Origin of the sequence: Pseudoalteromonas sp. SG41-5 (genome assembly GCF_014164495.1) — a bacterium.
In the GTDB taxonomy this organism is placed as follows: domain Bacteria; phylum Pseudomonadota; class Gammaproteobacteria; order Enterobacterales; family Alteromonadaceae; genus Pseudoalteromonas; species Pseudoalteromonas rhizosphaerae.
This window is the reverse complement of the sequence record NZ_JACJFH010000218.1, coordinates 1-1,638: the sequence shown is the minus strand read 5'-3', so window position 1 is coordinate 1,638 and position 1,638 is coordinate 1. Positions and strand designations below refer to the sequence as shown.

The 1,638-nt window shown below is 31.5% G+C and carries 1 protein-coding gene and 1 pseudogene; both read left to right on the top strand.

Annotated elements, in window-relative coordinates; genetic code table 11:
* Positions 1 to 362, top strand: a pseudogene (locus H5232_RS23140) (chitodextrinase); the annotation flags it as partial.
* The gene (locus H5232_RS23135; protein ID WP_182785438.1) at positions 359 to 1,504 is read left to right on the top strand and encodes a KTSC domain-containing protein; all 1,146 of its coding nucleotides are present in this window, start codon (positions 359 to 361) and stop codon (positions 1,502 to 1,504) included. The pseudogene H5232_RS23140 and the gene H5232_RS23135, both read left to right, overlap by 4 nt.
* Positions 1,505 to 1,638: the final 134 nt, after the last annotated feature.

Here is a 1,638-nt window from a genome sequence, read left to right as displayed (position 1 = left end):
ATGATTATGAGCGCTATGTGTATGAAAAGTTTGATTCTCCACAGCTCATCACCTTTAGTTTAGGCGCAGCTTCAACATTACAACTGGTTATTGATATTGAACAAGGGCGTATACCAAATTTAGATGCTGATATAGGTAGGCAAATCATTTTAGATATTATGAATATCAATTACTGCACAAGGCAATTACAAAATGAATTCTCTGATTTTCGTAATCCTAAATCATTGTATTTCAATACAATTGATCGAGCTTATACGAACCGGAAAAGTCAAAATAAAATAGCAGATATTCTACGTTTTGAACCTAGCTACCACTGGATGGCTGATCAACATTGTGAAGCATTAATAGGGGCTAAAAAATGAAAATATACATTTTAATTATGGCCTTAATTTTTTCATACTCTGCATTTGCTAACTTACAAACTCTTGATAGACACTGTAGTAAGCAAGTTGATTATATACGCTTTTTCCATGTAAATGGAATGCTCACAAGTTATGATGAATTTGAATCAAATCTTGCTTGGATCGATAATTTTCATGCTGTTTGGTTAGGTAAGTACTACCGAGGAGCTAAAGCAGATGGTAACTATAATAATAATGAGGTTATATATGAGCAAATTTATGAAGTTGCTCAACAAAAATATAGCGACCTATCTATATTTTCACCGAAATATAGAATCATTACTGCCATACTCAATGGTACTGTTTCTGTCTTAAATAAAAAAGATTTAATGATTTTACAAGAAGTTATCTTAGAGTCTGTAATTGATGCAAATTACAGTATCATAAACGAAACTGATTATAACAATGCTTACCAAAAACTAAATTTTCATATGAATTCATGCAATAGAATTATTTTACTGGGTCACTCCCAAGGTAATTTTTATACTAATGTTTTATTCGAAGAAATAATTGATAACTACATTTACAGTGACGGTTATTCTACTGCAGATTATCCAATGATCAGCCTTTCTGCAATCGCTCCCCCAACAAGTTCATTACCCAAAGATGAGTATAAAGCTCTAGTTTCATATCTCACTTTAGATGATGACAGTGTCATTGATATAGTAAGAATATTATTTGGAAGTCTACCACCTAATTTTTCTGCTAAATCATACTTTGACGACTCACATCATGGTTTAATAGATTCATACCTTAGAAGTAATCCTGTTGCGAGTAAAATTAGTGAAAAAATTGAGTTTTCTATACAAAACCAAACCCCCTTTCCGTTATTTGAACAACATCCAGTAAAATCTGATGCTTTTTCACACATCGGCTATTCAAAAATAAGTAAAATTCTTGACCTCAAATTTGAATCTGGTGGTGTTTATCGTTATTACAATATACCAATCTTATTATGGGATGAGCTGTATTACTCAACATCAATGGGGAAGGTTTTTAATGATAATATTCGAGGTCAATACCCTTTTGATAAGTTAGATATTGAAAGTATGACTTACCTGAAAATGACAACCATTGAACCTTTTGCAAAAGTTGAAAAGTAATGAAACTTCAAAGGAATTTGCAATGACTAAACTCATCATTATTGCTTGGTTACTTTTTTGTTCATATGCTTACGCGACAAATATTTTTAAGCTTAACTCACAATCTAAAAATACAGATTTAGCCGATATTCAAC